Origin of the sequence: Rhodococcus sp. NPDC056960 (assembly GCF_042674125.1) — a bacterium.
Classification (GTDB): Bacteria; Actinomycetota; Actinomycetes; order Mycobacteriales; family Mycobacteriaceae; genus Rhodococcus_F.
Map to the genome: position 1 here is coordinate 200,273 of NZ_JBHURF010000013.1, position 26,978 is coordinate 227,250.

At 65.2% G+C, this 26,978-nt stretch carries 27 protein-coding genes; 13 read left to right on the top strand and 14 right to left on the bottom strand.

From position 1 onward, the window contains the following. Window positions 1–24 precede the first annotated feature (24 nt). Entirely contained in the window at window positions 25–408 is a 384-nt protein-coding gene (locus tag ACFTWF_RS22005; protein ID WP_378463297.1) for a DUF1937 family protein, read from the top strand. A 181-nt stretch (window positions 409–589) separates the two neighbouring features. On the opposite strand, the gene ACFTWF_RS22010 is transcribed toward ACFTWF_RS22005, so the two are convergent. Next, window positions 590–1,927 (bottom strand): MFS transporter, encoded by a 1,338-nt coding sequence (locus ACFTWF_RS22010; RefSeq protein WP_378463298.1) that lies wholly within the window; start codon window positions 1,925–1,927, stop codon window positions 590–592. 280 nt (window positions 1,928–2,207) lie between these two features. On the opposite strand from ACFTWF_RS22010, the gene ACFTWF_RS22015 reads away from it, so the two are divergent. Beyond that, complete coding sequence (locus ACFTWF_RS22015) at window positions 2,208–3,002, top strand: GntR family transcriptional regulator (RefSeq protein ID WP_378463299.1); 795 nt, start codon at window positions 2,208–2,210, stop codon at window positions 3,000–3,002. A 479-nt stretch (window positions 3,003–3,481) separates the two neighbouring features. Here the strand turns inward: ACFTWF_RS22015 and ACFTWF_RS22020 are convergent, their stop codons facing one another. The 6 genes from ACFTWF_RS22020 to ACFTWF_RS22045 all read right to left on the bottom strand — a co-directional run bounded on the left by ACFTWF_RS22020 (window position 3,482) and on the right by ACFTWF_RS22045 (window position 8,824). Continuing rightward, entirely contained in the window at window positions 3,482–3,772 is a 291-nt protein-coding gene (locus tag ACFTWF_RS22020) for a hypothetical protein (RefSeq protein ID WP_378463300.1), read from the bottom strand. Between the two features lie 45 nt (window positions 3,773–3,817). Continuing rightward, entirely contained in the window at window positions 3,818–4,168 is a 351-nt protein-coding gene (locus ACFTWF_RS22025; RefSeq protein WP_378463301.1) for a cupin domain-containing protein, read from the bottom strand. Window positions 4,169–4,214: 46 nt separating this feature from the next. Beyond that, a complete protein-coding gene (locus tag ACFTWF_RS22030; RefSeq protein WP_378463302.1) occupies window positions 4,215–5,099 on the bottom strand; it encodes a dihydrodipicolinate synthase family protein in 885 nt (294 codons plus the stop codon). Window positions 5,100–5,144: 45 nt separating this feature from the next. After that, window positions 5,145–6,536, bottom strand: coding sequence for a protoporphyrinogen/coproporphyrinogen oxidase (locus tag ACFTWF_RS22035; protein WP_378463303.1), 1,392 nt, complete (start codon window positions 6,534–6,536; stop codon window positions 5,145–5,147). Between the two features lie 66 nt (window positions 6,537–6,602). Further along, on the bottom strand, window positions 6,603–8,135 hold the full coding sequence (locus tag ACFTWF_RS22040) for an FGGY-family carbohydrate kinase (RefSeq protein ID WP_378463304.1): 1,533 nt from the start codon (window positions 8,133–8,135) through the stop codon (window positions 6,603–6,605). Further along, entirely contained in the window at window positions 8,132–8,824 is a 693-nt protein-coding gene (locus tag ACFTWF_RS22045; protein ID WP_378463305.1) for a hypothetical protein, read from the bottom strand. The genes ACFTWF_RS22040 and ACFTWF_RS22045 overlap by 4 nt, the downstream gene beginning before the upstream one ends. A gap of 1,222 nt (window positions 8,825–10,046) precedes the next feature. Here ACFTWF_RS22045 and ACFTWF_RS22050 point away from each other — a divergent pair. The 4 genes from ACFTWF_RS22050 to ACFTWF_RS22065 all read left to right on the top strand — a co-directional run bounded on the left by ACFTWF_RS22050 (window position 10,047) and on the right by ACFTWF_RS22065 (window position 15,042). Then, window positions 10,047–11,051: an isopenicillin N synthase family dioxygenase gene (locus ACFTWF_RS22050; RefSeq protein WP_378463306.1), complete on the top strand. Its 1,005-nt coding sequence runs from the start codon at window positions 10,047–10,049 to the stop codon at window positions 11,049–11,051. Between the two features lie 124 nt (window positions 11,052–11,175). Then, on the top strand, window positions 11,176–12,159 hold the full coding sequence (locus ACFTWF_RS22055; RefSeq protein ID WP_378463307.1) for a LysR family transcriptional regulator: 984 nt from the start codon (window positions 11,176–11,178) through the stop codon (window positions 12,157–12,159). Beyond that, the gene (locus ACFTWF_RS22060; protein ID WP_378463308.1) at window positions 12,143–13,147 is read left to right on the top strand and encodes an Ldh family oxidoreductase; all 1,005 of its coding nucleotides are present in this window, start codon (window positions 12,143–12,145) and stop codon (window positions 13,145–13,147) included. The genes ACFTWF_RS22055 and ACFTWF_RS22060 overlap by 17 nt, the downstream gene beginning before the upstream one ends. A 533-nt stretch (window positions 13,148–13,680) precedes the next feature. Further along, window positions 13,681–15,042: an MFS transporter gene (locus ACFTWF_RS22065; protein WP_378463309.1), complete on the top strand. Its 1,362-nt coding sequence runs from the start codon at window positions 13,681–13,683 to the stop codon at window positions 15,040–15,042. Window positions 15,043–15,087: 45 nt separating this feature from the next. On the opposite strand, the gene ACFTWF_RS22070 is transcribed toward ACFTWF_RS22065, so the two are convergent. After that, a complete protein-coding gene (locus tag ACFTWF_RS22070) occupies window positions 15,088–15,783 on the bottom strand; it encodes a helix-turn-helix transcriptional regulator (protein ID WP_378463310.1) in 696 nt (231 codons plus the stop codon). Window positions 15,784–15,876: 93 nt separating this feature from the next. Here ACFTWF_RS22070 and ACFTWF_RS22075 point away from each other — a divergent pair, with 93 nt between their 5' ends. The 6 genes from ACFTWF_RS22075 (at window position 15,877) to ACFTWF_RS22100 (ending at window position 20,777) form a co-directional block, all read left to right on the top strand. Further along, a complete protein-coding gene (locus ACFTWF_RS22075; RefSeq protein ID WP_378463311.1) occupies window positions 15,877–16,359 on the top strand; it encodes a hypothetical protein in 483 nt (160 codons plus the stop codon). An 82-nt stretch (window positions 16,360–16,441) separates the two neighbouring features. Further along, window positions 16,442–17,038 (top strand): GTP cyclohydrolase I FolE, encoded by a 597-nt coding sequence (folE, locus tag ACFTWF_RS22080; protein WP_378463312.1) that lies wholly within the window; start codon window positions 16,442–16,444, stop codon window positions 17,036–17,038. Window positions 17,039–17,139: 101 nt separating this feature from the next. Further along, window positions 17,140–18,054 carry an SAM-dependent methyltransferase gene (locus tag ACFTWF_RS22085; protein ID WP_378463375.1) on the top strand — a complete coding sequence of 305 codons (915 nt, stop codon included), beginning with the start codon at window positions 17,140–17,142 and terminating at the stop codon, window positions 18,052–18,054. A gap of 189 nt (window positions 18,055–18,243) precedes the next feature. Beyond that, window positions 18,244–18,615, top strand: a complete 372-nt coding sequence (locus tag ACFTWF_RS22090) for a hypothetical protein (RefSeq protein ID WP_378463313.1) — start codon at window positions 18,244–18,246, stop codon at window positions 18,613–18,615. A gap of 198 nt (window positions 18,616–18,813) precedes the next feature. Beyond that, window positions 18,814–20,262 carry a rifampin monooxygenase gene (gene rox, locus ACFTWF_RS22095; RefSeq protein WP_378463314.1) on the top strand — a complete coding sequence of 483 codons (1,449 nt, stop codon included), beginning with the start codon at window positions 18,814–18,816 and terminating at the stop codon, window positions 20,260–20,262. 107 nt (window positions 20,263–20,369) lie between these two features. Further along, window positions 20,370–20,777 (top strand): YciI family protein, encoded by a 408-nt coding sequence (locus ACFTWF_RS22100; RefSeq protein WP_378463315.1) that lies wholly within the window; start codon window positions 20,370–20,372, stop codon window positions 20,775–20,777. A 52-nt stretch (window positions 20,778–20,829) separates the two neighbouring features. On the opposite strand, the gene ACFTWF_RS22105 is transcribed toward ACFTWF_RS22100, so the two are convergent. The 5 genes from ACFTWF_RS22105 to ACFTWF_RS22125 form a co-directional block, all read right to left on the bottom strand. Then, window positions 20,830–21,135 (bottom strand): antibiotic biosynthesis monooxygenase family protein, encoded by a 306-nt coding sequence (locus tag ACFTWF_RS22105; protein ID WP_378463316.1) that lies wholly within the window; start codon window positions 21,133–21,135, stop codon window positions 20,830–20,832. 348 nt (window positions 21,136–21,483) lie between these two features. Beyond that, window positions 21,484–21,768, bottom strand: coding sequence for a hypothetical protein (locus ACFTWF_RS22110; protein ID WP_378463317.1), 285 nt, complete (start codon window positions 21,766–21,768; stop codon window positions 21,484–21,486). A gap of 138 nt (window positions 21,769–21,906) precedes the next feature. Further along, window positions 21,907–22,047 (bottom strand): hypothetical protein, encoded by a 141-nt coding sequence (locus ACFTWF_RS22115; protein ID WP_185727528.1) that lies wholly within the window; start codon window positions 22,045–22,047, stop codon window positions 21,907–21,909. 549 nt (window positions 22,048–22,596) lie between these two features. Further along, window positions 22,597–23,382, bottom strand: coding sequence for an HpcH/HpaI aldolase/citrate lyase family protein (locus ACFTWF_RS22120; protein WP_378463318.1), 786 nt, complete (start codon window positions 23,380–23,382; stop codon window positions 22,597–22,599). Beyond that, a complete protein-coding gene (locus tag ACFTWF_RS22125; RefSeq protein WP_378463319.1) occupies window positions 23,382–24,644 on the bottom strand; it encodes a CaiB/BaiF CoA transferase family protein in 1,263 nt (420 codons plus the stop codon). The genes ACFTWF_RS22120 and ACFTWF_RS22125 overlap by 1 nt, the downstream gene beginning before the upstream one ends. Before the next feature lie 116 nt (window positions 24,645–24,760). On the opposite strand from ACFTWF_RS22125, the gene ACFTWF_RS22130 reads away from it, so the two are divergent. Then, on the top strand, window positions 24,761–25,681 hold the full coding sequence (locus tag ACFTWF_RS22130; protein WP_378463320.1) for a LysR family transcriptional regulator: 921 nt from the start codon (window positions 24,761–24,763) through the stop codon (window positions 25,679–25,681). A gap of 18 nt (window positions 25,682–25,699) precedes the next feature. On the opposite strand, the gene ACFTWF_RS22135 is transcribed toward ACFTWF_RS22130, so the two are convergent. Further along, complete coding sequence (locus tag ACFTWF_RS22135; RefSeq protein ID WP_378463321.1) at window positions 25,700–26,809, bottom strand: PrpF domain-containing protein; 1,110 nt, start codon at window positions 26,807–26,809, stop codon at window positions 25,700–25,702. Window positions 26,810–26,978 lie beyond the last annotated feature (169 nt).

Sequence of the window (26,978 nt, forward strand, 5' to 3'; positions counted from 1 at the left end):
CGACCCACCATCAGAAGGAACACCATGCGCAAGATCTTCCTGGCCTGCCCGTACAGCCACACCGACCCGTCGGTCACCCACGACCGGTTCATCGAGTCGAACAAGGTGGCCGCGACCATCATCGAATCCGGTCACACCGTCTTCAGCCAGGTCTCGATGTCCCATCCGATCAACCTCACCTTCGACGGCAAGGACAAGGCCGAGATCGGCGCCCTCTGGGCCCCCGTCGACGAAGTGTTCATGAACACGCTCGACGAGCTGATCATCCTCGACCTGCCGGGCTGGGACCAGAGCTCGGGCATCAAGCGGGAGATCATGTACTTCGAAACGCGCGGCCGCCGAGTCAGCCTGTGGTCGAACGTGTCCCACGAATTCGACCGCGACGCCGTCGCTACGGCCTCACACTGACCCCTGACCCACGGCGACGGGCAGCATTCCCCGCCGCTGGGGACTAGCGGTCCGAGGCTCGCCGGGAAGTGGACGGCATCTTTGCAAGGACGCGCGGTCGAGTGCGATTACGCACACCGCCGGCCCCGGGAGGGTTGTCCCGGGGCCGGCGGTGCGCTTACATTTCTCGATCGATGCCTTATTAGTGGGTGAGCTCGGCCGCTGCCTCGGTGAGGCTCATACCCTTGGTCTCCGGTGCGAGCCATTGCGACAACGCGGCACCCGCGACGGCCACGGCGGCGGCGATCAGCATGGTCCAGCTGGCGCCGAGGCTGCTCATCGATACCGGCATCAGGAAAGTGCCGATTCCTGCGCCCACTCTGCTGACGGACGTCGCGAAACCCGTTCCAATGGCGCGGATCTCGGTCGGGAGAACCTCCGGTGGATAGACGCCGGTCAGCGCGTTGTACATGGCGTTGAAGAACGAGAACACCAGGAACAGGGTGAGCACGACGGCGGCCGGGGCGCCCGCCCACAGGCCGATGACGGCAAGGACGGCGGCGCACAGCCACTGCGGCGGAACGGTCAGGACGCGCCGGCCGACCCTGTCGATCAGGAAGAACGTGAGCACGACTCCGGCAAGGGCGACCGCGGAAAGTCCGACCCCACCGGCGAGGCCGCCACCGAGCCCGTACTGATGCAGCACGCTGTCGGCGAACGTGGCGATCGCGAAATACGGGGTGACGGCGCAGAACCAGAACCCGGAAATGAACAGGGTGGACCTCCAGTGCTGCTTGTTGAAGAGCATCCCGAAGGTGCCCTTGGCCACGTCTTCGTGCTCGACGTCGGCGAGCACATCACTCGCCAGGTACTTGTGGGCGAGGGCGCGGGCCTCGTCCTTGCGACCCTTGCTCCACAGCCACCGCGGGGATTCCGGCAGCCCGAGCCGGCCGAGGAACAGGACCACCGCGATGACCGTGCTGGTAGCCAGGATCAAATGCCAACTCAGGCTGGTGTACTCACTGAGCAGATAGCCGATCAGGAACGCCGTCATGAAGCCGCCGTACCAGGCGATCTGCATTGCGCCAAGCAGTCGCCCACGTAGATGAGTAGGCGAGAACTCGCTCATCAGCGGCCAGCCGACCGAGTACTCGATGCCGATCGCGATGCCCATCAACACCCGCACCACCAGCAGCCATATCGGGGAGTCGATGAACAACTGCATACCCGAGGCGACGGTGAACAGGGCGATGTCGAAGGTGAACAGCGGTTTGCGGCCCCATTTGTCGGCCGCCCAGCCGCCGACCGGCGAGCCGAGCAGCACACCGATCAGGGCGGCCGCGGCGATCATCCCCTCCCACAGCGCCGAGATCTGCAGGTCGTCGGCCATCGTGGCCGAAACCGGACCGATGATGCCGAGGATGTAGCCGTCCAGGAACATGCCGCCGATCAGGACGGTGACCATCCTGATCATGAAGCGACGTCTACTCGCGTCCGAGCCCTGATCTCGACCGGCGGTTGTGTTCTTCACGGTTAACATTGGTCTTCCTGTCGGTCGGGATGGTGGTACCGGATTTGCCGTCTTCGCAGCGCTACTAGTGGCCGCTCGCGCATGGCGTTCATAACGGTGGCGTCGTTGAGGGTGAGCATGACGACGATCTGCGGCTTCACTCGAGTTCCGCTTTGCCGAATTCGAGAATCTTCCTCGCCAAGTTGTCCTACAACTTCGAATGCAATCGACTATAAGTGACCTGAATCACCCATGTCAACAGGCGATATTTGTCTATGAAGTTGTGCTACCTCTGCGTACGATGTGAGACATGAAGGCAGAGGCCGATGCGCGTGCTCGAAGACCAGCGACCGCGGACACCCCACCGCGCCTGAGCGCCACCGCACGGGCCGTCCAATCACTCCGGCTCCGGTTGTCACAGGAATCCTGGTCGGCCGGCGACCGCCTGCCCTCCGAACCCACACTCGCCAAAGAGCTGGGCGTCAGCAGAGTCAGCATCCGCGCAGCACTCGCACAACTCGAAAGCGAAGGCCTCGTCGACCGGCGCCACGGATCCGGCACCTACGTCAACTCCGTCCGACCCCTCGTACGCAGCCTGCACCTCAACGTGGGCTCGGACGAACTCATCAAGTCCCGCGGACACATCCCCGGCATCTCGGAAATGTCCTGGAAGCAGGAAGCCGCCACCGAAGAGATCGCCGAACGCCTCGCCATCGACACCAAGACACCGGTCGTCCACCTCTACCGAGTACGCACCGCCGACGACACACCCGTCACCATCTCGCACGACTACTTCGCCGCGGCTCTATTGCCCGACGAGCAACCACTGAGCCTGGGCCCCTCGCTCTACACATTCCTCTCGGCAGTCTGCGGCGTCGACGTCAAATTCGGCGTCGCGAACCTCGAACCCGCACTCGTCGACGACGAACACGCGGCGGTCTTCGGCGTCGACGCCGGCGAACTATGCCTGGTGATCAAACAAATCGACTACGACCTCGACGAACGCCCCGTCTCCTACTCCGTCGAGTACCACCTCGCCAGCGCCTTCGACTTCCAACTCGTCCGACAAGGACCAGCCACCCTCACCCGCCCAGCCACCCGATAAACCCACACAACCGAATCCGACAGCCACCGCCACGGCGCCGGACCCGTCACTGGTCGTGCCTGTACTGCTCATCGCGTTCGAGATCTCCTTCATCAGGAGCGACGCTCGGAGGGAAGCTTTTTCGCCTCCTCTTACGGCGTACAACGAAAGGTACGCGTGGCGTGCCTGCGACCCCGGCGACAACTCCCAATAGGGCCCACAGCGAGGCGGCCTCGTCTGCGACGGACGGCCGCGACATGGCCGGCAAGCCGCAGAGCGTGAACCGTACCGGCCGATGCCACGCATCGAGGACCGCGAGAGTGAGGCAGCACCTAATGACGGTCTCGATTTTCCATGCGTCGTAGACGGCCCGCCAAGTGTCGATAGTGACGTCGGGATCGGCTGTGGACGTGCGTCCGTAGCGGCTCTGGTCGCGAGCGGCATCGCCCTTCCCTCACCGGCTCGGACTGCGAACTACGTTGGGGATGGCCGATCGCCGGCTAGCGGGTGAGCTCGGCCGCTGCCTCGGTGAGGCTCATACCCTCGTCTCCGGTGCCAGCCCTCGGCGAGCCGAGCAGCACACCGATCAGGGCCGCCGCGGCGATCATCCCCTCCCACAGCGCCGAGATCTGCAGGTCGTCGGCCATCGTGGCCGAGACCGGACCGATGATGCCGAGAACGTAGCCGTCCAGGAACATGCCGCCGATCAGGACGGTAACCATTCTGATCGTGAAGCGACGCTTACTCGCCGCTGACGGGCCGACCCGTTCCGCGGTGGTGACTGTTTTCATGGCTGGGTTTCCGTCGGTCGGAGCGAGCGATAGACGTGAGGTCGCCTAGTGCGCGGGCGGGGTTCCGGGGCCGCCGGCCCAGACCATGAGTACGGGCTCGGATCCGCGATTGTGGATCCGATGTGGCACGTTCGGTGGAACGGCCAGCGCGTCGCCGGCGGCTAGCAGGTATTCGCTGTCACCGTCGTCGAGGATCCCTACACCCGAAACGCAGTAGAAGATTTCCCACGCGCCGTCATGACCGGGGTCCACGTCACCGGTGTCGCCGGGATTGACCAGCGAACTGCCGAACCAGAGGTCGTCGTTTCGGAAGTATTCCCGGCAGAGCTCGGGGCCTTCGTAGAAGACGTTCGCGTCGTCCGGTCGGACGATGTACGGGGTGGTGGAGGTGGTCATGGTGTGACTCCTTGGGGTGGAGTTGATTGCGGGAGAATGTCTTTCGTCAGTTGCCGAGTTGAGCCAGGGCGGCCGCGAGCTTCGAGGTGTGTTCCGGCGAGAGTTCGAGGAAGGGCTCTCGGGGGGAACCGACTGGTTCGCCGCGCAGCCGCAGGCCGGCCTTGACGGCTTGGGAGAACGGCATTTCGAGCATCGCGTCGATGACGGGGTAGACCCGCTGCCACTGTGTTCGGGCACCGTCGATGTCACCGGCAGTGATGGCCCGGTACACGCCGACGATCTCGTCCGGCACCACGTTCGCCGCACCGGCCATCACGCCGACGGCACCCTCGAGGAACGCGCTGAAGATGAAGCTGTCCCAGCCCATGATCAGGCCGATGTCGTCGCGGTGGTGGTGGATCAGCCGCAGTGCCTGCTCCCAGTCCCGGCTAGAGTCCTTGACGTACTTGATGTTCTCGATCTCGCGGCCGAATTTCGCGAGGGTGTCGGCGTCGAGGTTCACCCCGGTCACGCCCGGGTTGTTGTACAGCATGACCGGAATCTCGACCGAGGCGGCGACATCGGTGATGTACCGGGAGATCTCAGCGGAAGTCAGGGCCTCGTAGAACGGGGTGATCAGCATGATCACATCCGCACCGGCGCGCTCGGCGGCGCGGGACAGGTTGATCGCTTTCGATGTCGTCAGTGCTCCGGTGTTCGCCACTACCGGAACCCGTCCGGCGGTGCGCTCTATGACGGTATCGAACACGCGGAGGCGTTCGTCGCTGCTCAGTGCGGCGACCTCACCGGTCCCGCCGCCGGCGACGAGTGCATTCACGCCGGCGTCGATGGAGCGGTCGACGACCTTGTTCAGCAGGGGGACGTCGATCTTGTCGCTGTCGTCGAAGGGTGTCGTGAGGGCGGTCAGGATGCCGCCGAGTTGCTTGGTCATGTGTGGGTTTCCTTGTGATGTGGGGGTGTACGACTGAGGATCGCTCTAGACGGCCTTGATCGGCCGCGTGGACGCCAGGTGCGCGGCGGACTGCAGCCTCGTCGACAGCAGACTGGCCGCTTCCTGCGCGGCGGTGAACCCGGAGGAGATCGCGGTCTCGGTGTACAGGGTGCCGAGGTAGTCACCGGCGAGGAAGATCCGCTCCGACGGACGGGTGAGCGTGGGCTGCAGGTGCCTGCGACCGGGGAAGCAGTAGGGCGAACCGAACGGGAACTTCTCCACGCGAGCCTCGGTCACGATCGACTCGAAGCCCGGGAAGATGGAGTTCAGGTCGTCGATGTACGTCTTGGCGATCGTGTCTTCGTCGACGTCGAACAGTTTCCGCCCCAGACTGGCGGGCGAGAACGTCATCATGCTGCCGCCGGGCTGACGAACGGTCTCCCTGCCTCGCACGAGGTTTCCCTGGTTGAGCGCGACGCTGAACGACTTGTTGGCCGCGGCGATGCCGTAGGTGTTGTCATAGGGCATCGGGGTCGTTTCGTTGGTCAGGAACGCACCGGCGACGTGCGGCCCGTACAGGATCTTCGACAGGGCCTCCCGCAGATCGTCGGGCAGGTTCACGCCCAGCCGATGACTGATCGACGCCGGTGTGGCCAGCACGGCGGTGCGTGCCTTGACCTCGTGATCGACCCCGTCCTTGGTGTAGCGGACCACGACGTGGTCCTTGTTCTGCACCACTTCGTGGACGTCTGCTCCGAGATCGATGCGATCACGCATGGTCTGGGCGATGCCCTCGGTCAGCGTCGACGCCCCGCCGAGGATGCACCGGCCCAATCCCTGACCGATGTTCCAGATCAGGCTGAAGTACCCGATGCCGGCACCGGCCGAGAGCTGGTCCGGATCGGCCGCCGACCGCGTCACCGGCGGCAGGAAGAAGCTCTGCTCGTCTTCGGAGAGAGTGCCGATGTAGTCGGCGAAGGTGCGGTCGTTCTCGAAATCGTAGATCCGCTGCTGACGGACTTCGCCGGTCTCACCGGGCCGGGACGCGACCGCGCGGGTGTAGCGCAGAACGTCCTTGCCGACCTTGGCGCCGGTCTTGAGGATCGCCAGTCGCGACGACATCGACATCGGGAACCGGAAGGGGTACGTCTGGATCGGCCCGGTGGTGATGAACTTGCCGTTCATCGCCATGCCCTGGAGCGAACCGGGGATCCGCATGGACCGGGTTCCGGTTTCGGCGAGCAGCTCCATCGTCGAGCTGCCTTCGCCGGCGTACATGTGGCCGCCCCAGTTCAGCACGTACGGGCCGCGCTTCTCGGACATGACGCGCCCACCTACTCGCTGGTCCGACTCGAGCACCTGGATGTCCCAGTGGCGGAGCCGCCACGCTGCGGACAGTCCTGCCAGCCCGCCGCCGATGATCACTGCGTCCTTCATGGAAGCTTCCTTTCGTGGAGTGTTTTTCTGCTGGCGCACGGGGCGCGAACGATGGGTCACGGATGTCTACTGGGCGCCGACGGCCGGGCCGAGCAGCGGCTTCAGCGCATCTTGAAGGGTCATGAAACGGGCAAACAGCTGGTCGTAGACCTGGGCGTTCTCCGGCCGCGGATCAAACGAGCGGTCGAACTCGACCGCCGACCGGGCGAGGGGAACGGCGGAGGGCCACAGACCGGCTCCGACACCGGCGATCAGCGCCGCACCGCGGCAGGCGGCACTACCGGCGCCGTTCAGAGTCCGCACCGGCAGCTGGGCGGCGTCGGCCTTGATCTGGCACCAGGCGTCACTCTTCGAACCGCCACTGAGGGAGATGATTTCGGCCACGTCGACGCCGAGCTTTGTCGTGGAGTCGATCATGCGCCGCAGTACCATCGCGACCCCTTCCATGATCCCGCGGGACAGATGCTGCTTCTTGTGAGCGAGGGTCAGTCCGAAGATCACGCCGCGGGCATAGGGGTCGAGGTCGGGCGGACCCGATCCCTGCAGGTGCGGCACCACGACCAGACCCTCACTGCCGGGCTCGACCTGCTCCACCTCCCGGTCGATGAGGTAGTAGGCATTGATCCCGCAGAGCTCCTCGATCTGGGTCTCGCTCGCGCAGAACTCGTCGCGGTACCAGCGCATCACCATCCCGCCGGTGGAGAAGTTGTGCAGCATGTACTGCCCCGGGATCGCCGCGGGGAAGCACGGGACGTGACCGGCCGGGTCCAGGGTCAGTTCTTCGACGATCGTGACGGTCGTCAGCGCCGAGCCGGTGCTCTCGGAGAAGATGCCGGGGACGGCGTTCCCGACTCCCAGAGCACCACAGGCTTGATCGAGTGCCCCGACCGAGACGGCGAGCCCGGCAGGAAGACCGAAATCGGCCGCTCCCGAGATGCCGATTGAGCCCACGATCTCCCCCTGCTCGGCGATCTCGGGCAGCTGGTCGGCAGAGATGCCGAGGTAATCGAGCATCTGCGGCCAGTACTGACGGGTGTTGATGTCCCACAGGATCGTCGAACACAGCAGCGAGTCCTCACTCACCAACCGCCCGGTGAGCCGGTAGACGAGGTAATCCTTGAGGAGCGCGAACTTGGCTGTACGCGCGAACAACTCGGGCTCGTTCCGCTGGAGCCATAGAATCTTGGCGGCGGGCCAGATGGCGTCCATTGCGACCTGACCGGTCGTCGCGTGAATGGCGGGGCACCCGAAGTGGCGCTCGATTTCTTCCGCTTCCGCGGTGGCCCGATTGTCCATCCAGACGATGGCCCGGCCGATCGGTTCGTTGTTCTCGTCGAGGCACAGCATCGTCTCGCCCTGTGCGGACAAGCCCAGCGCGGTGAGGTCACCGGCCGACACGGACAGGTCGGAGAGGGCGCCGCGAACAGCTGCGGAGAAGGTGCTGGTGTAGGTGTGGGCTTCCAGCTCGACCCAGCCGGCGCGTGGGGTGAGCAAGGAATACTCCTCGGAGTGACTCCCGACCTCGACTCCCTCGGAGTCGAAGACGGCCGCCTTGACCGCCGTCGTCCCGACGTCCACGCCCAACAGGTAAGTACTCATCGGTCTCGTCCGTTCATTGCCGCGTCGATGTTCACGACGTGCTCGAGGTTGTCGCGGAAGGACCCGCCCGGAACGAAGACACCTTCGAACAAGGCGCCGCCCATCGTGTACCCGAACGGTCCGATCTCATGCATGCGCTGAATCCGATCAACGGAGTTGATACTGCCCGCAATGATCAAATTCTCGCCCCCGAGCTGATACTCCACCACCTTCGCGAGCTGGATCGGGTCCCCGCCGGCATATCGGTAAGCCACGAGGTCGACACCATCGGCGCCGAGCTCACGCAGCCGGGCGGCGTCGCCCAGCACGTCTTCCGGAGACCCGGTCAGTTCGATCGGCGAACCACCGACGGCACCGCAGAACGGGTAGTACTTCATCCCCGCGGCCTGCACCCGCTCCATGACAGCCTGCGAGAACACCCCACCCGTGAAGTATTCGACACCGCAGTCGACGGCGAGCGCAGCGGCCTCGAGCAGATCTTTCTCGTCGAAGTTCACCACCTCCAGTACCGGCGTTTTGCCCGCCTCCTTGAAGTCGCCGACGAGCTTCTCCATCTCGGGCGTGTCCAAGCCCACGTCCTTGAAGCCCCAGTACTGGACGGGCAGATCCGCAGCATCACGGAAGCAATCGCGGGCGTTCGTAACGGTGACGTCATTGTGGGTGAGCATGACGACGATCTGTGGCTTCACTTGAGTTCGCTCTCCAAAGTTCGGGTTCGGGTGGTGGACCGACAAGACAGCGACGGTGTCGCGGCCACGAAAGAGGCATCCGCGGGACTTTCAACACGCGGTTGCCTCGGAGATTCCGCCTACTTGAATCAAGTGATATCACTATCACCAAGTTGTCCTACAACTAAAACTGTAGGTGAGCTGCATCACTCGTGTCAACAGGGAATCCCCACCCTTTGAGTTGTCTAATCTATATGTACGATGTGAGACATGACGGCACCGACCGATGTGCGCGCTCGAAGACCAGCGACCGCGCACACCCCGCCGCGTCTGAGCGCCACCGCACGGGCCGTGCAATCACTCCGGCTCCGGCTGTCACAGGAATCCTGGTCGGGCCGGCGACCGTCTGCCGTCCGAACCCACACTCGCCAAAGAGCTCCCCGCCGCCCGATAACCCCCACGACCGAATCCGACGGCCACCGCCACAGCGCCACTGGTCGCGATCCACCCAGCGCGCGAAGTGCCCCCCGTGCATTACCCAGACCTCGGCACTCGAGGCCGCCACCGTTACCCGAAAGGACCATTCGTGAGCGTGAGCACTACTCCCCCTGCCCGTCCCGGACCCTTCGTCCGAAGGCGTCTCCCCTGCGGACACCGCACCGGCCAATGGGCCCAGATACTCACCGAAACCACCACCCACAACCAGCCGCACTACCTCGTCATATACCACGACAGCGACACCGAACTACTTCCGGCTGAAGCCCCTGAACACCACTACGAGTTCGGGCCGGCACCTGCCCATTGGAACTCTCGAATCGGCACCCCTGGAGCGGGATAGCCGTTCCGGTTTTCGTCACGAAGACGTAAGGCAAACACCGCCGCCACGTCCGGCCCGCGTTCCGAAGTCATGTCGGTCTAGAATGCCTGCTCCCGAGCGGTCGGCCGTGGAATCTGACACGAACAATGTTGGCCGCCAGTGTATCTGCACTCAGATTGTCGAGCTGCACATCCCTCACGAGATCGCGTCGAGACCTCGACGCGGTGCGCCTCCTCCCGGAAGACGTTGCGGGGCAACGGCCGCACACCCGACCGGACGCATTGTGAAAGAATTCTTCACGATCAAGTGGGAATTTATGCGCTTTACTGCGACTGTGATCTGCGCGACCATTCTTGTGTCGCCTTCCGAACCCGCTCGACGGTCACCGCGATACATCAGCTCATCGAAACCCTCAGGAGGAACCCCATGTCCGACGCATCCGTCAACCGGTTCGCCAGCAAGCAGATCGCCTTCCACGAGATCCCCGTCATCGATGTCGCGGCCCTCGTCGACGGAAGCGACATCGCGGGCGTCGCGCGCCAGATCGGAGATGCCTGCGAACAGGTCGGGTTCTTCTACGTGAAGAACCACGGCGTTCCCTCCGAGCTCGTCAAGCGCATGTACGCGGCCACCGAGGAGCTGTTCAACCTTCCCGATGAGGCCAAGGCAAACATTCGCGTCGAGAAGTCCGGTCCGACCGCTCGCGGATACATCTCCCCGTCCGCCGAGAACGCGGACCCGAACAAGACCACCGACCTCAAAGAGGCCTTCGACTACGGCGCCAAACAGGAGACGGTGTCCCCGTTCTTCGGGCCGAACCTGATGCCCGAAGAACTCCCCGAATTCGAACCGACCTGCGACGAGTACTACGCCGCGATGCGCACGCTGGCCGGCAAGCTGGTCAGCGCCTTCGCAATCAGCCTGGGGCTCGAGCCCGAGTACTTCGAGCGCATGCAGACCAACCCGATCACCATCCAGCGTTTGTTGCACTACCCCCCGCAGGACCTCAACTCCGACGGCAACGCGATCGGCATCGGCGCCCACACCGACAAGGGCGTCCTGACGATCCTCTCGCAGGACAGCGTCGGCGGACTGCAGGTGCAGAACAAGGACGGGGAGTGGATCACAGCCCCGCCGATCGACGACGCCTTCGTCATCAACATCGGCGACCTGGTCCAGAAGATGACGAACGGGAAGTACTCGTCGACGGTCCACCGCGTGGTGAACGCAAGCGGCGCCGAGCGCTACTCGGTCGCCTTCTTCATCGACCTCGACTACGACGCCCTGGTCGAGACCGTTCCGACCTGCGTCGACGACGAACATCCCGCCGACCCCGCCCCCTACACCTGCGGCAAGTACAAGAACGACTGGTTCGTGAAGGTGTACCCGCACCTGAAGAACGGCATGGAATTCACCGCCTCCCACTCCTGACATCACTGACCAGACTGTGGGCTTCGATAGTCGTCGAAGCCCACAATCGACTTTCCTACGTCGCGCGAGACACCTGCACCTACTGTTGATCAGATGAAGACGCTACCTAAGGTCGGGCAGTCCGGTGCTTGACCCCAGGATCAAGGTTCTGCAGGCAGTCGATCACCACGGCACTGTCACAGCCGCTGCGAATGCCCTGTCCTACACTCCATCGGCGATCTCCTACCAACTACGCCAGTTGTCGGAGATGCTCGGGGTCGAATTGATCGAGCCCTCGGGCCGCGGTATCAAACTCACGCCGGCTGCACGCACCGTGCTACGGCACGCCGCCATCATGCAGGCTCAGTGGGAAAGAGCACAGAGTGAACTCGCAGAAACGGCCGACGAGCTGTCCGGACCGTTCACACTCTGCGGGTTTTCCACGGCGTCAACACAATTGCTGCCCTACGCCGGCAGGGCTCTACGCGATCGCCATCCCCGCCTACGCGTGCATCTGGTTGAGACCGATCCCGCCGAATGCTTCAGGCTGCTCGAAATGGAGGAGGCGGACCTCGCCTTGGTGATGGTGACCGCGGACTCCCCTCCCCTGGACGATCTCCGTTTTGATCAACAGCTATTGGTGGACGACCCGTTGGATCTGGTCGTACCCGCGAATCATCCACTGGCATCCCGGAACCGAGTCACGCTCGCCGACGCCGCTGACGAGCAATGGGTTGTCGGGACCCCCGGTGGCGCCTACCACCAACTCACCGTGACCGCCTGTGTCGCCGCTGGATTCACCCCCAACATCGCTCACCAGGCCGACGAGTGGGAGACCGGGGCAGCGATAGTTTCTCTGGATATGGGGGTCATGCTCGTGCCACGGCTGTGGCTATTGGGTTCGGAGTGGGCAGTCACCCGGATCCGGTTGTCGGGTGAACCTGTGCCCGCCCGCAAGATCGTTGCCGCTACTCGCAGGGGCGCCGCACGTCATCCGCTCGTCGCGGAGACGCTCGAACTCGTCAAAGCACGATGCCTCACCCTGTACTCGAATTTATCCGAAGGCTCCGGAAGTGCCCCGGAAACCGAAAACGACCAAGGAGACACGACGCATGAGCCCCCTGCCTGAAGTGGCGGTCCAGCGCGAGGAGATTGCGCAGATTGCCCGGACCGCGCTGCAACAGTCCGGCGCATCGACCGCGGTCGCCGATCTGCTCGTAGATGCCGCTCTGTTCGCCGAGGACCGGGGCGTGCGCGGCGTCGGCGTCGCACACCTCCTCGACTACCTGCACGCCATCGACGCCGGTCGCCTGGATGGGAACGCCATTCCGCGGATCGAGCAGCTCGCGCCGGGGTTCATCTCCTGCGATGCTCGGGGCGGGACGTTCCACACAGGATTCGACGCGGCCTTCGACGAACTCGTGGCCGCCGCTCGGTCACTGGGTGTCGCGGTGTTCGTGCAGTCGGGTGCATTCGCCGGCGGGCAGCTCGGGTGGTTCACCGAACGTCTCTCGACGCACGGGCTGGTGGCGCTGGGCGCCATCAACTCCAACGCACTCCTTGCCACTGCACCGGGTACCGGTCGCGTCCTGGGTACCAACCCGATGTCGTACTCGTTTCCTCGGATGGAGCACCAGGTCATGACGGTTGACCAGTCGTCGAGCGCAGCGGCCTACGTGAACGTCCGCGATGCGGCCGCCAGGGGCGAGCAGATTCCTGCCGGGTGGGCAGTCGACGCAGCCGGTGAGCCCACCATCGACTCCAAGGCCGCACTCGAGGGCGCGATGCTGCCATTCGGCGGTTACAAGGGCGCCAACATCGCGTGGATGGTCGAGCTGCTTGCCGGAATGTCCGGAGCCAACTGGTCCCTCGACGCTCCGTCCTTCGACTCGGGATCGGAGCACCCGGGGGTCGGCATGTTCATCCTGGCACTCGACGTGAGCAAGCTTCGACACGATTTCGTCGCGAGGGCCGACGCCCACGTAGACCGGTTGAGCGCCCTTGGCGTTCGCCCTCCCGGGACGTCACGCGTTCTGCCGCTCAGCGAGATTCAGGTACGCACGGATGTGCTGGATCAGCTCTGCGCGCGCTCCGGCCGTTCGGGTGGCCAACCCTGAATGCGCGGCCGCCGGCCCACACCATGACGACCGTGTCCCGGATCCACTGAACCGGCGTCTCCCGGTTCGACAGTCGAGGCACCGAACCACACGGCGTCGTTCCGAGACAACTCCCGGCAGAGCTCCGGGCCCTCAAAGAAGACGTTGGCGGCCTCCTGCCGAACGATGTAAGGCGCTTCAGTCGTTTGTCGTAGTCCTCGTGGTCTGCGACAGGGCGTCTCCCCCCACCCGGCTCAGCCCGGTTCCTCGCCCACCGCGGGCTTGCGGTACGTGCGTATTCACCTACAGCAGCAATTGATGCCATCCGTCTTACGTGGAGAAGGCGCGCGGCGGAGTCGGGGTCGATGATCAACCGGAGCTCGTCGGTCAGCGCCGACAGCGGCCCGCCCCGGGGACCTTCAGCTGGGCGGCACCCTCGCCAGTTCGATTCCCGATCAACCACAGTTCGCCCCAGTCCCATAACGAAACACCCAATCATCCACCGAGCCAGGAGCTACAGCCATGATGCACTGCCTTGCCGCGAGGAGAATCCGATGCCAACGATGAATGCCACGAGCGCCGGGGCGTCGACGACGTCCCACGCCTTCAAACGACGTTTCATGATTCGGCTCGTCGCCGTCCTTCTCGGGGGAATGTTCCTCGACGGCTACATTCTCGGCATCATGGGACCGGTGACCAACACGGTCAGCGACGACCTCGGTCTCTCGTCACTGGCGATCGGACTCGTCGCCGCAGCTCCTCTGTTCGGCATCTTCGTCGGCGCCCCGCTGGCCGGCTGGGCGACCGACAAGTTCGGGCGCAAGCCGATGTTTCTGGCAGACATCGGCCTATTCGTCGTCGCGTCAGGCCTTCAGGTCTTCGTGGGGAGCACCGACCTGTTTCTCACCGCCGCGGCGCAGCTGTTCATCGTGCGATTCCTGATGGGCATCGCAATCGGTGGCGAGTACTCCATCGGCTGGCCCCTGATGTCGGAGTTCTCACCGCCGCGACTGCGCGGGCGTCTGATCGGCCTCACGCTGATAGCTTGGTACGCCGGCTTCATGGTCGCCTATGCCGCCGGCTTCATCCTCACCGAGTACACCGACCTGAGCTGGCGGCTTATCCTCGGTAGCAGCACCGTGCTCGCCGTGGCCATCTTCTTCGCCCGCCTCGGTCTCCCCGAGTCTCCGCGGTGGCTCTGGAACAAAGGGCGCAAGGACGAAGCTCGGGCTGTCGCAACCAGTTACATGATGGAATCCAGCGAACTCGACGACATCCAGCGCGAACAGGTCAAGAAGGGCAGCTTCGCACAGCTGTTCAACAAAGCGAACTGGCGGGCGACACTCTTCACGTCCGGATTCTGGTTCTGCGCAGTCACTCCGTACTTCGCAATCGCCACCTTCGCCGACTCGATCCTCCACAAGTACGGACTCGGCGGCGGGCTCGCCGGCGGAGTGGGATTGTCCGCCCTCGCGCTTCTCGGCGTCATCCTGACCGTACTTCTGATCGACCGGGTCGGCCGCCGAGTCCTCACCGTTCCGCCGCAGTGGCTGTGTACCGTTGCACTCGCCGTGATCGCGATCTGGGTAGGTGCACCACCCATCATCGTGCTGGTTCTCTTTCTCGCCTTCTCGTTCTTCAACGCGATGTACACGACTCTCACCGGCATCTATCCGGTCGAGATCTTCCCCACCGAAATCCGTGGGATCGGAACAGGGTTCGCCACTGCAGCCAGCCGGATCGGTGCCGCACTGGGCACCTTCCTGCTGCCCTGGGCAATCACGAACCTCGGATCATCGGTGTCCATGGCCATTGCCGCGGTCATCGCAGGGCTGGGCGCGGCCCTGTCGCAGTGGCTTGCTCCCGAAACGAAGGGACAAAGCCTCTGCGATACCGCCGGGGAAGTAACGCACTGAGGTAACCGGCCGCGTCGAACCTCGAAGGTGACCGCGCCGCCGCCGCTACGGCCTCGCGCTGATCTCCGGACCGGGTGCTGCGTGGTGGACCACCACGCAGCACCGGCCCGGCCCCGGGGCAAGCTCGGCGCGCGCGTCTCGCTGCGTGCTTCCGGCGATCGCGCCCTCGACGAGTCGTAAGTTCAACCCGCACACCACGTCCAGGTGGTCACGGGCAACCCGATGAAAGGGACAGTTGCGGAGGTCGACACGACCGTCGGCGACGACCTGAGGCAGGTAGCCGCAGCTGCGGAGCGCCTCCAGCAGATCTCCGCCGGTGGCAGCGGCGGCCCGTTTGCCGGCATCGACGGCGGCCTCGTTCACCGCTGCCCGCACGGCGCCACTGGCGTCCTGTTCGACCGAGGAGACAAGTAACCGGGCGAGCAGTTCGTAGTCCCGGGGCGGCACGCTGACGCTCAATTCCGTGGCCGCCCGCGTGTACAACTTCGCCGGACGTCCGGCGCCGGGCCCGCCGCGGCCGGCCGGCCGCTGATAGCTGACCGTCAGCAGTTCGGCATCGGCCAGCTTGTCGAGGTGATAGGCCGCGAGGGTTCGGCCGACGTCGACGGCGGCGGCCGCCTGCTCCCGCGAGACCGGTGCGTCGCTCTCGGAGACGTATTCGTAGAGCCTGCGTCGCAACGGGTCGTCGAGGTTGCTCAGCGCGGCGAGAACCGCCGGCGAGACAGACCGGGGCGTGGACATATCTCGACTGTAACACCAAAAAGTATTGACAAATACGGGGTGATGGGCAGATTCTAAAAAGAGTTCCCATTATTTTTACAAAGGGGTTTCGTGATGACTACTCCCACACCTCACTCGGAGACAACCGCACACTCACCCGGGCAGACTCTGCAACGCGCTCGCAGCGACCCCGCATACAGTGCGTTCCTGTTACTGCGGATCGGATTCAGCGTGCTCCCGATCGTCATGGGCATCGACAAGTTCACCAATGTCCTCACCACCTGGGAGGACTACCTGGCGCCCTGGATCGCCGACCTCAGCCCGCTCAGCGCGCACCAGACCATGCTGGTCGTCGGGGTGATCGAGATCGTCGCCGGCATCGCGGTCGCGGTCAAACCGCGTTATGCCGCCTACATCGTCGCCGCCTGGCTCGCGGGAATCGTGATCAACCTGCTGACCTACCCGGGCTTCTACGACGTCGCATTGCGCGATTTCGGACTGATGCTCGGCGCACTCACGCTCGGCCGGCTGGCCTACGTGTACGACCCGGCCTGGCACAGGCACACCGCGCCGTCCGCGAATCTCGCTGCCGCATAACCGATCACTCACCGCACCTGCCCGACGGCGCCACCGGCACCGCCGGGTGGATGCGTCACATTCTCGACGAGGAGCACCGACGATGTCGTCGAACGCGACACTGCACGTTCTGCATCAGGCGCCGGGCAGAGACCTGTCCGCCGCCGAGGATGCGGCCGCCGCCTTCCTGGAAGCGCTCGGGATCGACCTGGACACCGAGAGCCTGCGAGACACGCCGCGACGCATGGCCCACGGCTACGCCGAGTTGTTCACCCCGCGCGCCTTCGATCTGACCACGTTTCCCAACGACGAGAACTACGACGAACTCGTGCTGGTTCGCAACGTCCCGCTGCGGTCGGTGTGCGAGCACCACCTGCTGCCGTTCGTCGGCACGGTCCACATCGGGTATCTGCCCGGCGAACGCATCATCGGGCTGTCCAAACTCGCCCGCGTCGCCGAGCACTTCGCCTGCCGACCGCAGGTTCAGGAACGGCTCACCAAACAGATCGCCGACTGGCTCGACGAACAACTGCACCCCCGCGGCGTCGGGGTCGTCATCAACGCAGAACACAGTTGCATGACCCTGCGCGGAGTGTGTTCGACCGGATCTGCCACCGTGACGTCCACACTGCTCGGCGTCCTGCGCGAGGATCCTCGCTCGCGCCAGGAATTCTTCGCCCTCGCCGGCATCAATACCTGACCGACCCGGGCGCACCCGCGGTCGGCACTCGGATCGAGATAGTCTGGATGCCTCCCCGGTGATTGGAGCGGCCGATGACTTCACCCGACGGCGCCGGGAGCATGCGCGCCGAAGGCGACAGCTGGGACATCAAGACCGGCGTCGGCTCGACGGCGCTGATGGTCGCGGCGGCCCGCGGACTGGCGGCACGCCGACCGAACCCCATCGTCGTCGATCAGTTCGCCGAGGTGTTCTGCCGTGCCGCCGGCGACGAATGGGCCGCACTGTTCGATGCCGATGAGGAACAGACGCGGGATCACCCCCTGCGGTCACCCGATTTCGGCGAATCGTTTCAAGTATTTCAGGCGGCCCGGACGAAGTACTTCGACGACTATTTCGATGCCGCGATCGACGCCGGCGTGCGACAGGTGGTGATCCTGGCGGCGGGCCTCGACTCGCGGGCGTACCGGTTGCCGTGGCGAGGCGGCACCGTCGTGTACGAACTCGATCGGCCCCAGGTACTCGATTTCAAGCGCCGCGCTCTGGCCGACCACGGTGCCCGGCCGATCGCCGAACGCCGCGAGGTAGCGACAGATCTGCGTGAGGAGTGGCCGCAAGCGCTACGCGAGAGTGGCTTCGACCCCGCCGTCCCGTCCGCCTGGCTGGCCGAAGGGCTCCTGCTCTACCTGCCTCCGGCGGCACAGGACCAGTTGTTCGCCGCCGTCGACACCCTTTCGGCACCAGGCAGTTTCGCCGGTATCGAACAGATGGAGATGCTCGACACCGACTCGTACACCGCCATGACCGCACCGGACGACGGAGACAACGACGCGGGCGCACAGTGGGCGGGCCTGATCTACAACGAGCCGCGCAGCGAGGCGACGCACTGGTTCGGCGAACACGGCTGGAGCGCCCACCGCACCGTGCTGACCGACTACCTCACGGTCATCGGTACCGACGTCTCCACCGAACCCGGAACCGTGGGCGCCTCGATGCTGCCCTCGATCACCCTGATTACCGCCACCCGCCCGACGTAGGGCACGCGCACTCGCTCTGACCTTGAACAAGACTGCAGCACTGTGGTTTTCACAATCAGTGAATGCTGCCAGGAGATTGACAGGGTCATGTCAGCCGACCACCAGGATCCGGGCCTGCACTGGGTTGTGCGCTTCCCCAGCCGGGGTTGCCCTCGCCCACCACATCGGCGGGTTTCAGTGAAAGGATCGATGATGATCACACACTCCACCAGCACGGGAACACGGCGACGTCTCTCACGGATCGCAGTGATCGGGGTGCTCGCGGCGGTTCCGATGGCCGCGGTCACGGCACCGGCATTCGCCGCCACCCCCACTGCGCAGGTACAGGTAGACCGAGGCTGGCACGACGGACAGGACCACCACGACGACAACTACCGCGGCAACCAAGACCAGAGCTGGCCGGACGACCAGAATCAAGGGCAAGACGACCAGAACCCGAATTGGCAGGACATCGTCCCCTGGCCCCCGCAGACCGGCAATCAGACCCCCGCGCCGACCACCAACCCCTTCGCCGGACTGCTCGGGTCCAACCCCTTCGCGGGGTTGTTCGGGTCCAGTTAGGTTCGATCGTGGCGGGGAGAATGACTCTCCCTGCCACTTTCAGGATATCGCTCGACGGGGGGCTTGCGGCAAGGCCCCTACCCACGACCAGAATGGTCGGGCCGCGGCCAAAATACCTGCGGAAATGGGGACTGCTCCGGTCGATTCCGCGATTCGGAGCCGCAGGCCGGAAGGTGGTTCTTCGGATTGGGGTTTCACATGTTCGACGTGATCATCAGCGGTGGCGGGCCGACGGGGATGATGCTGGCCGCCGAGTTGCGGTTGCACGGTGTGGACGTACTCGTGCTGGAGAAGGACGCGGAGCCGAGTCGGCTGGTCCGCTCGCTCGGCCTGCACCCGCGCAGCATCGAGATCATGGACCAGCGCGGGTTGCTGGACCGGTTCCTCGCACACGGGAAGCAGTATCCCGGCGGCGCCGGCCGCTTCGCCGGGATCGACAAGCCGCCGCCGGCGAACCTGGACACCGCGCACGGCTACATCCTCGGAATCCCCCAGCCGGTCACCGACCGCCTGCTGGCCGAGCGCGCCGGCGAACTCGGCGCGCAGATCCGCCGGGGTTGCGACGTGACGGTTGTCGAGCAGGACGAGGACGGGGTGAGCGTCGAGCTCGCCGACGGCACCCGGCTGCGCTCGCGCTGGATGGTCGGCTGCGACGGGGGACGCAGCCTGGTGCGCAGACTGCTCGACATCGGGTTCCCCGGCGAGCCGGCCACGACCGAGTGGATCCTCGGCGAGATGGAGGTGACCACGCCGCCGGACGAGCTGACCGCCGTGGCGGAGGAGGTTCGCAAGATCCACAAGGGGTTCGGCATCGGCCCCGCGGGCGACGGCCTGCACCGCGCCGTGGTGCCCGCCGCGACCGTGGCCGAGGATCGCTCGGTCCCGCCGACCCTGGAGGAGTTCCGGACCCAGCTGCGGGCATACGCGGGCACCGACTTCGGTGCCCACTCACCGCGATCGCTGTCCCGTTTCAGCGACGCCACCCGGCTCGCCGAACGATATCGGGTGGGCCGGGTCCTCCTCGCCGGCGACGCCGCGCACGTACACCCGCCGCTGGGAGGGCAGGGTCTGAACCTCGGGATCCAGGACGCCTTCAACCTCGGCTGGAAGCTCGCCGCCGAGGTCGACGGGTGGGCACCGGACGGTCTGCTGGACAGCTATTTCATCGAGCGTCACCCGGTCGCCGAAGACGTGCTGACCCTCACCCGCGCCCAGAGTGTGCTGCTCTCCCCCGAGCCCGGCCCGCAGGCCGTGCGCCGGTTGCTGACCGAGCTGATGGACTTCGACGACGTCCGCCGTTTCCTGGCCGAGAGGGTCACCGCGATCGGGGTCCGCTACGACTTCGGCGACGGACCCGAGCTGCTCGGCAGACGACTGCGCGACATCCCCCTGTCACGGGGCCGTCTCTACGAGCTCACTCGTGACGGCCGCGGGCTCCTGCTGGACCAGACCGGCGCACTGTCCGTGGCAGGGTGGACGGATCGGATCGACCTTGTCGCGGATGTCAGCGGTGAACTGGACGTGCCCGCGGTCCTGCTCCGACCGGACGGCCACGTCGCGTGGATCGGCGAAGACCAGAACGACCTGCTCCGCCACCTGCCGACCTGGTTCGGGGCCGCCGCCGACGTACACGATCGCCGCGCCTGACGGGGTCCGCGAAAGTACTTCGGCGGCGATGTCGAGAACCCGTGTCCGGCTCCGTCCCCGAGGTGAATGCGACCACAATGGGTCGCACCAGCACCGAGGAGAACACGATGGCCAAGTACTTGCTGCTCAAGCACTACCGAGGCGCCCCGGCGGCGGTCAACGACGTGCCGATGGACCAGTGGACGCCGGAGGAGATCTCGGCGCACGTGCAGTACATGCAGGACTTCGCCACCCGGCTCGAGGGCACCGGCGAGTTCGTCGACGGGCAGGCGCTGTCCCCGGAGGGGACGTTCGTGCGGTCCGACGGCGAGGGACGCCCGCCGGTCACCGACGGCCCGTTCGCGGAGACCAAGGACCTGATCGCCGGCTGGATGGTGATCGACGTCGACAGCTACGAGCGGGCGCTCGAACTGGCCGGCGACCTCTCGGCCGCGCCGGGGGCGGGCGGCAAACCCATCCACGAGTGGCTCGAGCTGCGCCCGTTCCTGACCGAGCCCCCGACCATCACCGAGTGACTTCGCACGTGAGCGTGGCCTCAGTGCAGGGCCGCGCTCACGCAGCGGTCCCTCACACTGCGCGGACGCCGTCCACCTGCTCGTAGTGTTCGACCGTCGGTAACGGGTCGTAGAAGTGGTGCAGCAACCGGCGCCACTCCTGATACTCGCCCGATCCGCGGAAGCCCACCGTGTGGTCTTCCAGGGTGTCCCACTCGACGAGCAACAGGAAGCGTTCAGGTCGTTCTTGACACCGCGACAGGCGCAGGCTCCGGAAACCGGGCATGCCGGAGATGATGCGCTTCGCCTGGCCGAAGGCCGATTCGAATTCGGTGGCGACACCAGGTTTCACCTGCAGAACTGCGTGTTCGAGTATCACCAGCGAATGCTAGCTTCTCGTCGCTCATCCAACTCGCCGCGAAATACCCGTGTGGCGTGGATCACACCTTCGCTCGGCCGCCTGCCGGCGGATCTACCATTTCCTGACACCGGCACACACAACTCGCACGGTGTGGAAGTCGAGCCGGACAGCCGAAACCTCGCTGCCCCAATATGTCCCGGCGAGGCCCGGCCGGAGCGCTACATGCACTCCGACCGGGCTGCTTCGGGCCCTACCGCATCCGGCGCATTCCTTGGCGACCCCACGTCGTGTATTGGACGACGGCCGAATGGTTTTCGGAGTCTTCGTCACCCAGGCCCCCGACGCGCATCCGAGCACGTGCAGCCCTCAGCCGAAGCAGATCAGCACACCCACGACCGCTACCGCGATCAGCGAGGCGCCGCCGCAGATCAGCCACGCCTGCGTTGCGAGCTGCCGCCACTGATCACATCGGCCGTCCGCCTCCGCCTCCACGACCGCGACCGGGCGTCGGGAATTCTCATCGGACGCTCGCGGCTCCGAAAGGCGTCGGGCTTTCACGTCCGCCCGTGCCGCCACACCGAACGAGACGGGGACCACCAGCAATGCAACCACCAGTAGCCCAACCATCGCGCCCATACCCGTCCCGAGCATTTCCGTTCCTTTCGCATCACACGGCCGCCCGGACCCACGGGCACAACCGATCCCCTGTCAGCTATATCGCCGCAGCGATGCCCGGTGTTGCATCCCGATCATTCCGGCACCGGCGACGGACCACATGCTGTGCGAGGTCTACACCCCGGGAATGGGGAATTTCCACATCGCCACGACCATCACGCCCATCACCAGTCCGGCCCATACAACGGTGCCAACAACACTGACACGCAACGTATGCAGTAGGTCGGCCCCCAGTTTCTTGCTGATTCGTGCCATGCCAGATCGTCCTTCACGTACAGGGTTTGGTTATCGGCCACGTCGATGACGGTGCACCACATATTCTCGACCGAACTCGGCACCCGCACAGCGGCCGATATACCTACACCCATACCCGCAATTGCGCTACAGCAGGGTCGACACCACATCTCGCTCCCGAGTGTCGGGTTTCTGCACAGAATTCGATGTGTTCCACATCACATAATCGGTCCGGATTTCGACCGGACTCGCTGCGGCAGAGCGGCATCGGCGAACCAGGCTCAACACACTTGACCACATCAATTCCGAAATCGCACTTACCGGTCGGTAATTCGAGAGGCAAGAATAAGTGCAATGGCGTGGATCACACTCGCTGGACTTCCGCGCTCCGGCTCACCAAGATCACTATTACGCCGCTCGTCACGACGTGCAGGCTGTCCGTGTAGTAGCGCCCCTGCCAGCTGATATCCATCGTTGGCGGGGGCTGCGCTTGGTTGCGCCACAAGATGATCCCGTTCCGGAATTCCTCCACGAAACGCGAGGCTCGGCGCTGCGAGACAATTCGTCGAACTACTGGGACTGCAGAATTCTGCGGGCCCGCTCGGCGACGGGTAGATCGACGAATTCGCCGTCGGGAAGTTGCACCGCTGCTCCACCCGCCCTCTCGAAGGCGTGCACGACTCGACGGGCCCAATCGAGGTCGTCCTCGCGCGTCCCGAAGGCGGCATGAATGGTCTGCAACTGCGTGGGGTGGATTGCGGATTTGCCGCCGAAACCGAGAGAGCGTGCACCGGCGGCCTGCCTGGCAAGTCCGTCGGTGTCCCGCAGGTGCGGGTAGACGCTGTCGATGGGGGGTGCGATCCCGGCAGCCCGGGAGGCGATGACGAGGTGGGATCTCACATATCGCAGAGGCGCGTCGCCATCGTCGACGCCGAGGTCTTTCTGGAGGTCGATACCGCCGAGGGCGAGATGTCGAACTCCGGGTACGGCAGCGATGGCGAGGGCATTGGCAACCCCCTTCGCGGTCTCGATCGCGCAGATCAGGGGCTTCGCGGGGGCCCGTTCCACTACCCATCGCACGTCGTCGGCCGATTCGACCTTCGGGATTCGAATGCCGTGGGCGTGGGCGGCGACCGCAGCCAGGTCGTCGGCGGCGAGCGGGGTGCCGACTGCGTTGATTCGTACCCATGCGGGGTGAGCGGGAAGCGCGGCGGCGACGCGTGCGCGGGCGGCGGCCTTGTATTCGGGCGGGACCGCGTCCTCGAGATCGAGGATCACGGCGTCCGCGCCGGCTTCGAAGACCTTGCCGAGCAGTTTCTCGTTGTGCCCGGGCGCGAAGAGGTAGCTGCGGATCATCAGATGACACCCTTTTCGCGCAGAATCTCGATACTCGAGGCATCCAAACCGAGTGTGTCACCGTAGATTTGCGCGTTGTCCTGCCCGAGTCGGCGCCCGGGGAACTGGATGGCGCCGGGAGTGCCGAGCATGCGGAGCATGAGGTTCTGCATCTTGAGGGGGCCGAGGTCCTCGTCGTCGACGGTGGTGATCGTGTCGCGGGCAATGACGTGCGGGTCGTTCATCAACTGCTCGACGTCATAGATGGGTGCGAGGGCTGCGCCGACGCGATCGAACTCGGCGATCACCTCGTCGAGTGGGCGGGCGGCGATCCATTTGCCGACCGCCTCGTCGAGGAGGTCGCCGTTACGGCTGCGTTCACCGGCGGACGCGAACCACGGTTCGTCCACCAGATCCGCTCGTCCGACCAGACGCATGACCCGTTCGGCGACGGAGGTGGCACTGGCCGAGATCGCCACCCACCGGGCGTCCTTGGTCAGGAAGGTGTTGCGGGGAGCATTGTTGGGAGAGCGGTTGCCGTGCCTGCCGGCAATCGTGCCGAGTTGGTCGAAGGCGGTGGGTCCGGGGCCGAGGATCCCGACGAGGGGTTCGAGGAGCGAGAGGTCGATGACCTGCCCGTGCCCGTCGCCCTCGGGACTGTTGCGGTGAAGCAGGGCGGTGACCACACCGAACGCGCCGGTGATTCCGGCTACGCCGTCCGCGAGGCCGAACGGGGGCAGTGTCGGCGGGCGGTCTTCCTCTCCGGTCTGGTGCGCGAATCCGCTCATCGCCTCGGCGAGGGTGCCGAAGGCGCGACGTTGCGAGTAGGGGCCGTCCTGGCCGAAGCCGGTTACACGCAATGTGATCAAGCCCGGGTTGATGTCACTTAGCCGATCCGGCCCCAGGCCCCATTTCTCCAGCACGCCGGGGCGGAAGTTCTCGACGAGCACGTCGGCGTCGACGACGAGGTCCCGCAGGAGCTGTTGGCCTTCGGGTGTGCCGAAGTTGAGGGTGATGCACCGCTTGTTGCGTGAAATGACTTTCCACCACAGTCCGTGGCCGTCCTTGTCGGCTCCGTGGGAGCGGGCGGGGTCACCGATCGGGTGCTCGACCTTGATCACCTCGGCCCCGAAATCTCCGAGGAGCATGGCGGTGATCGGTGCCGCGTAGACGGTGCTGATGTCGAGGACGCGGACCCCGTGAAGCGGGCCGTGGCTCGGCGATGCTGCACCATCGGGTTTCTCCGCGGAAGGTGCGGTGGCGTTGGGCGGATACACAGTCATGGGCAGTCCTCGGCGTTGTCGAGAGCGGTGGGTCTCCAACCTGTCATCCACGTGAGTGAAGTACAATCACAACTATCTTGACTCCCTTTAACTTCTTCTAAAGGCAGGTGGCGGGCATGCTCGACACGACGAGGATGTTCACGCTGTGTGAGGTAGCCAAACACGGCTCCATCACCGCGGCCGCCGCAGCGCTCGGGTACACAACCTCCGCGGTCTCGCAGCAGATCACCAAGCTCGAGAAGGAAGCCGGGCAGCCGCTGTTGGAGCGGCACGCGCGGGGGATCATGCTCACCGATGCCGGCCGCTCGGTCGTCAAACACACCGAACGGATCATCGTCGAACTCGAGGCCGCGGACGCCGAACTCGCGGAGATCCGTGGCCTGCGGGCGGGAATGCTGGCGATCGGGACCTTCCCCACTGCCGGATCGACGCTGCTGCCGCTGGTCGTCAAGGAATTCAAGACCCATCATCCCGGCATCGACTTACGAGTCCTCAGTGGACGATTCGCGCAGCTGGTCGAGTCGCTGCGCCGCCGGGAGACGGAATTGTCGCTGCTGTGGGACTACGAGTGGAATCGGATCGACGATCCCCTGCTGACCTACCACCACCTGATGAACGATCCGACGCTGCTGTTGGTGTCGGAAAAACACCGGCTCGCCGATCGGAAGTCGATCAGGATCACCGAGCTGCGGGACGAATCGTGGGTGGTGCGCGCCGACGATCACCCGGTGGCCCACACCCTCGAACGTCTGTGCCAGGAAGGCGGATTCACGCCACGGACGAGTTTCCTCGCCCACGACTACGGTGAGGTTCAGGCGATGGTGGGAGTCGAGCTGGGGGTTGCCATCGCTCCGCGGCTGGCCGTTCTCAATCCCCGTCCCGATGTCCGGTCCATCCCGCTCGCCACCCGTTCTCCGCAGCGTCGCATCCTGGTGGCGCACCTGACCGAGCGGCGGTTGAGCCCGGCCGCTCAGGAAGCCATCACGCAGTGCATGGCGGCGGCCCGGCGCCTCGAGGAGGGCTTCGCCGACGTCTAGAAATCCGGGGCCGAGTGGTTACCGAGCAGACCCCGCCAGCGCGACGGTGGGAGAGGCGACGAAGAGTTCGGCCGCCGCGATACGCCGTGCCGCCCGGTGCAGCGAGACTGCCTCGACCACCCCGTCGAGAGAGGTGGTGAGGTCGATGTCGAGAACCCCCGCCGCCGTCCCCAGGCGCAGCGATCCGGGCCACCGCACGCGGGCATTGTCGGCCACCACTCCCCCGGCCACGGTGGCGGCCGCAGCGACCGCGACTGCCGAGGTCAGCCCGATCGCCGGATGGGGTGCGAGCATCGAGAGCATTCGCACCGAGATGTCGTAGTCCTCGCCGGCGACGTCGATGCCTGCGCTGGTGCGATAGTCCCGCGGCGGACCGACCACGCCGACCTTCGGAATTGCGTGGGAGACGGGGTCACCGGGCTTGCTCAGTCCCATCCGGAGAGACGATTCCTGCCGCAGGGCCATGAGGATATCGACGTGTTCGGATATCTCCGAATTACTTTCCGCCCCGGTGAGCCCCAGATCCGCGGCATCGAACAACGCAGCGGGCGCGCCCGCGACGACCATGGTGCCCCGGTGGCGGGAACTCCCGAGCTCGATCGAATCGGACGCCGAACCGGTGGGCAGCAGCGTGGCACCGGAGGTGAGGTCGGTGAAGGTCAGCGAGACCGGAACGCCGAGCGCGCTGGTTCCCGGCACGGCCGCCTCGCCCTCGGTGGGGATCATCCCGCCCGGGGTGGCGATCTCGGCGGTCAGGATTGCGCCGGTGTTGGTGTTGCGCATCCGCACGGTCGTCGTCGTGCTGTCGACGGGGACGAGTCCGGACTGCAGCGCATACAACCCGATCGCGGTGGCGCAGTTTCCACAGTTGCTGCCCCATTCCACCCGGCGGTCGCCGATCGCCACCTGCGCGAACAGGTACTCGACGTCGATGCCGGATTCCCCGGATCGCCGCACGATCGCGGCTTTGGACGTCGTCGAACTGCCACCGCCCACGCCGTCGAGCTGACGGGGATCACCCGAGCCGAAGGCGGAGGTGAGAATGGCGTCGAGCCCGCCCGCCTCCTCGACCAGTGGGTCGACATCAACCGCGTTGAAGAGCCAGCACTTGCTGGTGCCCCCTCGCATCCAGGTTCCACGGAGTGTGAACACCGTTCGGCCGCCTTTCGTTCGTGACGAAGTGTGAGGCACCGCCGAAGGCTCTGATCGGGTAGAGGAACTGAATCTCCAGCGGTGACAGCACAAGCCTGCGCCACCGCAGGTTGGAGCACAATTACGAAAGTATCGACGTCCCTTA

Bases quoted from the DNA above. Each gene is read 5' to 3' on its own strand.
- ACFTWF_RS22090 (WP_378463313.1), top strand. From the start codon at position 18,244: ATGATGATCACACACTCCACCAGCACGGGAACACGGCGACGTCTCTCA.
- ACFTWF_RS22035 (WP_378463303.1), bottom strand. From the start codon at position 6,536: ATGAAGGACGCAGTGATCATCGGCGGCGGGCTGGCAGGACTGTCCGCA.
- ACFTWF_RS22070 (WP_378463310.1), bottom strand. From the start codon at position 15,783: ATGTCCACGCCCCGGTCTGTCTCGCCGGCGGTTCTCGCCGCGCTGAGC.
- ACFTWF_RS22115 (WP_185727528.1), bottom strand. From the start codon at position 22,047: ATGGCACGAATCAGCAAGAAACTGGGGGCCGACCTACTGCATACGTTG.
- ACFTWF_RS22085 (WP_378463375.1), top strand. From the start codon at position 17,140: ATGCGCGCCGAAGGCGACAGCTGGGACATCAAGACCGGCGTCGGCTCG.
- ACFTWF_RS22120 (WP_378463318.1), bottom strand. From the start codon at position 23,382: ATGATCCGCAGCTACCTCTTCGCGCCCGGGCACAACGAGAAACTGCTC.
- ACFTWF_RS22135 (WP_378463321.1), bottom strand. From the start codon at position 26,809: ATGCGAGGGGGCACCAGCAAGTGCTGGCTCTTCAACGCGGTTGATGTC.
- rox (WP_378463314.1), top strand. From the start codon at position 18,814: ATGTTCGACGTGATCATCAGCGGTGGCGGGCCGACGGGGATGATGCTG.
- ACFTWF_RS22075 (WP_378463311.1), top strand. From the start codon at position 15,877: ATGACTACTCCCACACCTCACTCGGAGACAACCGCACACTCACCCGGG.
- ACFTWF_RS22010 (WP_378463298.1), bottom strand. From the start codon at position 1,927: ATGTTAACCGTGAAGAACACAACCGCCGGTCGAGATCAGGGCTCGGAC.
- ACFTWF_RS22030 (WP_378463302.1), bottom strand. From the start codon at position 5,099: ATGACCAAGCAACTCGGCGGCATCCTGACCGCCCTCACGACACCCTTC.
- ACFTWF_RS22005 (WP_378463297.1), top strand. From the start codon at position 25: ATGCGCAAGATCTTCCTGGCCTGCCCGTACAGCCACACCGACCCGTCG.
- ACFTWF_RS22110 (WP_378463317.1), bottom strand. From the start codon at position 21,768: ATGCTCGGGACGGGTATGGGCGCGATGGTTGGGCTACTGGTGGTTGCA.
- ACFTWF_RS22125 (WP_378463319.1), bottom strand. From the start codon at position 24,644: ATGACTGTGTATCCGCCCAACGCCACCGCACCTTCCGCGGAGAAACCC.
- ACFTWF_RS22130 (WP_378463320.1), top strand. From the start codon at position 24,761: ATGCTCGACACGACGAGGATGTTCACGCTGTGTGAGGTAGCCAAACAC.
- ACFTWF_RS22015 (WP_378463299.1), top strand. From the start codon at position 2,208: ATGAAGGCAGAGGCCGATGCGCGTGCTCGAAGACCAGCGACCGCGGAC.
- ACFTWF_RS22060 (WP_378463308.1), top strand. From the start codon at position 12,143: ATGAGCCCCCTGCCTGAAGTGGCGGTCCAGCGCGAGGAGATTGCGCAG.
- folE (WP_378463312.1), top strand. From the start codon at position 16,442: ATGTCGTCGAACGCGACACTGCACGTTCTGCATCAGGCGCCGGGCAGA.
- ACFTWF_RS22100 (WP_378463315.1), top strand. From the start codon at position 20,370: ATGGCCAAGTACTTGCTGCTCAAGCACTACCGAGGCGCCCCGGCGGCG.
- ACFTWF_RS22065 (WP_378463309.1), top strand. From the start codon at position 13,681: ATGCCAACGATGAATGCCACGAGCGCCGGGGCGTCGACGACGTCCCAC.
- ACFTWF_RS22040 (WP_378463304.1), bottom strand. From the start codon at position 8,135: ATGAGTACTTACCTGTTGGGCGTGGACGTCGGGACGACGGCGGTCAAG.
- ACFTWF_RS22050 (WP_378463306.1), top strand. From the start codon at position 10,047: ATGTCCGACGCATCCGTCAACCGGTTCGCCAGCAAGCAGATCGCCTTC.
- ACFTWF_RS22020 (WP_378463300.1), bottom strand. From the start codon at position 3,772: ATGAAAACAGTCACCACCGCGGAACGGGTCGGCCCGTCAGCGGCGAGT.
- ACFTWF_RS22025 (WP_378463301.1), bottom strand. From the start codon at position 4,168: ATGACCACCTCCACCACCCCGTACATCGTCCGACCGGACGACGCGAAC.